This window comes from Helicobacter sp. 13S00401-1 (assembly GCF_002272925.1).
Taxonomy (GTDB): Bacteria; Campylobacterota; Campylobacteria; order Campylobacterales; family Helicobacteraceae; genus Helicobacter_I.
Genome location: NZ_MLAR01000031.1, coordinates 1 through 2,773, shown reverse-complemented (window position 1 = coordinate 2,773; position 2,773 = coordinate 1). Strand labels below are relative to the sequence as shown.

The 2,773-nt window shown below is 32.1% G+C and carries 5 protein-coding genes; all 5 read right to left on the bottom strand.

Annotated elements, in window-relative coordinates:
• On the bottom strand, positions 1 to 278 hold a 278-nt coding region (locus tag BKH43_RS08265), incomplete at its 3' end, for a type II toxin-antitoxin system antitoxin SocA domain-containing protein (RefSeq protein ID WP_143429065.1).
• Positions 275 to 700 carry a hypothetical protein gene (locus tag BKH43_RS08260; protein WP_095230462.1) on the bottom strand — a complete coding sequence of 142 codons (426 nt, stop codon included), beginning with the start codon at positions 698 to 700 and terminating at the stop codon, positions 275 to 277. The genes BKH43_RS08260 and BKH43_RS08265, both read right to left, overlap by 4 nt.
• Positions 687 to 989: a hypothetical protein gene (locus tag BKH43_RS08255; RefSeq protein ID WP_095230460.1), complete on the bottom strand. Its 303-nt coding sequence runs from the start codon at positions 987 to 989 to the stop codon at positions 687 to 689. Before BKH43_RS08255 ends, BKH43_RS08260 begins: the two co-directional genes overlap by 14 nt.
• A 580-nt stretch (positions 990 to 1,569) precedes the next feature.
• Positions 1,570 to 1,887: a hypothetical protein gene (locus tag BKH43_RS08685; protein ID WP_275542204.1), complete on the bottom strand. Its 318-nt coding sequence runs from the start codon at positions 1,885 to 1,887 to the stop codon at positions 1,570 to 1,572.
• Positions 1,888 to 1,984: 97 nt separating this feature from the next.
• On the bottom strand, positions 1,985 to 2,773 hold a 789-nt coding region (locus BKH43_RS08555; RefSeq protein WP_253248084.1), incomplete at its 5' end, for a PBECR2 nuclease fold domain-containing protein.

Genomic DNA, 2,773 nt, shown 5'->3' with positions numbered 1-2,773 from the left:
AAGCTATTCATATCAGATGATAGAGTTTTGTTATCAATTTGTGTTTGTTCAGTATAAATTGCAAGCCCACTCCATAAATAATACTCTCTATAAACCTCCTCTACCACTGGGCCAAACTGCCAAGCTTGAAAAGGTTCATCAATCAAGAAACTTCCTTTATCTTTTATATGCTTTAGGTTGACAAAATATATTATCTTTTGGAGTTGTAAGTTACTTGACTTGCACCCGCTTAGGTCAGTTAGTTGGACTATGTATTTTGCTAAGTCTAGTGCTTTCATGGCTTTTTCCTTAAGCTTTTTGCAAAAAGAGCATCTATAGTTTTAAGTTCTAATTCTTTAAGCTTTAGTGTTTTTTTAGCATTATAAAGCTCAGCACAGCTACAGTTTTTGTTTGATAAAGACTTAGGAGCTTTTAAAAGCTTTGTATTATTTCTTGCAGTGTTGTAATCGCTAATTATCCTATCTGTTGTGAGTTTGAGTGCTTTTTGTAGTTCTTTTTTGCTAGCATCATAGCTTGCTACATCAACTTTTAAAGCTTTTAGGGCTTTATTTTGTCTAGTTAGACTATCTTGTAATATAGTGTATTCAACTTTTAAGTTTTCTAGTTTATTTTTTACTCCCATCCACAAAAAACCAAATATCAAAGTAGCAAGCATTAAAACTAATAAGACGCACATTAAAACTACTCTAAACACTTGCATTTTGCTCTCTTGCTTTTTTGCTTAGCAAGCTTTTAAGCTCAGCATCACTTAGGGTTGAAGTGTCTTCTAGGGTGATGTTTGGATTATTTATAATATTTACTAAATTATCAGTTTCCCTGCCATAAATTGCACGTTTGATTGTTTCAAAAGTACCTACTAAATCTTTGCCTAGCCTTACGATTTGAGCGTGCTCAGAAGTAGTTGCAGCATTACTTGCAAGTAGATCAAAACTTGATTTTGCCACCAAAGCAGTTTTTAAAAGTTGCTTATCTATAAAGCTTTGTGTCATGGCTTTTAGTATGATTTCATCACTAGTGCCTTCTAGTGCTTGCTCACTATATATTAGCTAAACTTTCTACGCTCTAAAGTGTTAATATTATTTGTTAGTGCTAGCTTTAAGTCTATTAAATTCAAACCTTATTTAATCCATTCTAATCCCTTATAATGAATCTATGCTATCTTTAACTTAAAGAAGCAAGGTGCTAAAAATGATGAAATTGTTTCAAGAGTTTTACCAAAGATATCTTGGTATAGTAAAAAAGCTAGATGATATACTTAGCTTTCTTACTTATTAAGTTCATACGCCATAACTATCCACCTATCTTTTGTTTTTTTACCAAACCAGTTATGTTTTAATGCATTTTTTTGTGTATTAATTGTTATAGATTTTATTTTATTTGCAATAAAGACTAAGATTTTTTAGTTAACTGTCTCCTTATTTTGAAGCTAGGAGTTACATAATAAATAAAAGTTTTCTAGATTCTAATATTTTGTTATAATCTCTGTAGACTAATTCTACATAAGATGTTTCTAAGGCTGAAGTCTTTTGTTTATAACCTTATCAGTGCAGCGAAGCTGGTAGGGTTGGATTAGTTTCTATAGTACGCTGTGACTATCCACTTGTTGGTCTTGTTGCCAAAATAGTCTAAAGATATAACTATTTTTGTTTTTGGAGTTACTACAAAAACTCTAGTATCCCCTCTAGTTATCTCTCCATTTTGTATTAACTGTGGCAATTCTTGTATGAATTTTAAAGCTTCATCCTCTCCTTTTTCTTCACTTCTTCTTTTTAATATATGTTTTAATCCTAAGTTATCATTCCCCCATACTAGATCTATATCTCCTAGTCCTTCTTTATAAAAAGCTCCTGCTACTTGTCCTTGTTTAACTTCTAGTAGATGAGTGATAGCTTCTTTTGGTTTATGATAAAACTCTTTATAGTTAGTTCCAAACTCTTTTAGTCCTTCTGTCTGAGTTTGATTTATGTCTTCTTTATGTTTCCCTTTAGGGTTCTTCCTTTTTGGTTACTACATCACTAGTTTTAGTAGCATCAACTTCATCACCTAAGCTACTAGCTTCTTGACTTGTTTTAGTAGCTTTGGTAGGATTACCCCGTATATCAGTCTTGTTGGTGGAAGATGTCGTGATACCTATAGAAAGCTTAGACGCGTTTGACTGGGAGTTTGAAGACTGATATATTACCTCTCCCCCTTCTTTTAGTTTATTATTTAGCCCACTTGCAGTCTTAAGGCCATTTGATATACTTACTAAGTAATCTCCTTTATTAACACTTACATTTATGAAAAATAAATCTTCTCTTATATCCTTAACAAATAAGTAGGCATTGTTGTTATCTTTTATAATCAATTCAGGACTTTCTAAAACTTCTTTTATTTCACGTATATACTTCTGCCTACCTTGACTTACTAGCTTTTTAAGACTTCCTAACTGTACTTTTATATCTTTGTTATTAAGAGCACTTTTTACTTCTTCTTTTAGCTTAGGTATATAAGTATCATCTATACTTTTTAGCCCTAGTGTTTCTATCCACTCTTTTTGAACTTCAGGGCTTATGGTGTGATCTTTACCATTTTTATCTAGAAAGTTTAAAGGCTTTAGGTCTTTATCATCTATAGCATTAGCTGTATTTTCACCTAGGTTGCTAGCTTCTTGACTTGTTTTAGTAGCTTTGGTAGAATTTTCCTGTATATCAGTCTTGTTGGTTGAGGACGTGATATCTGTAAAAGCTTTCTGTGGCGAGTTTGTCCCGAAGTTTGGAGATTGATATATTTT

Coding starts and splice junctions, on each gene's coding strand:
- BKH43_RS08260 (WP_095230462.1), bottom strand. CDS start 700: ATGCAAGTGTTTAGAGTAGTTTTAATGTGCGTCTTATTAGTTTTAATG.
- BKH43_RS08255 (WP_095230460.1), bottom strand. CDS start 989: ATGACACAAAGCTTTATAGATAAGCAACTTTTAAAAACTGCTTTGGTG.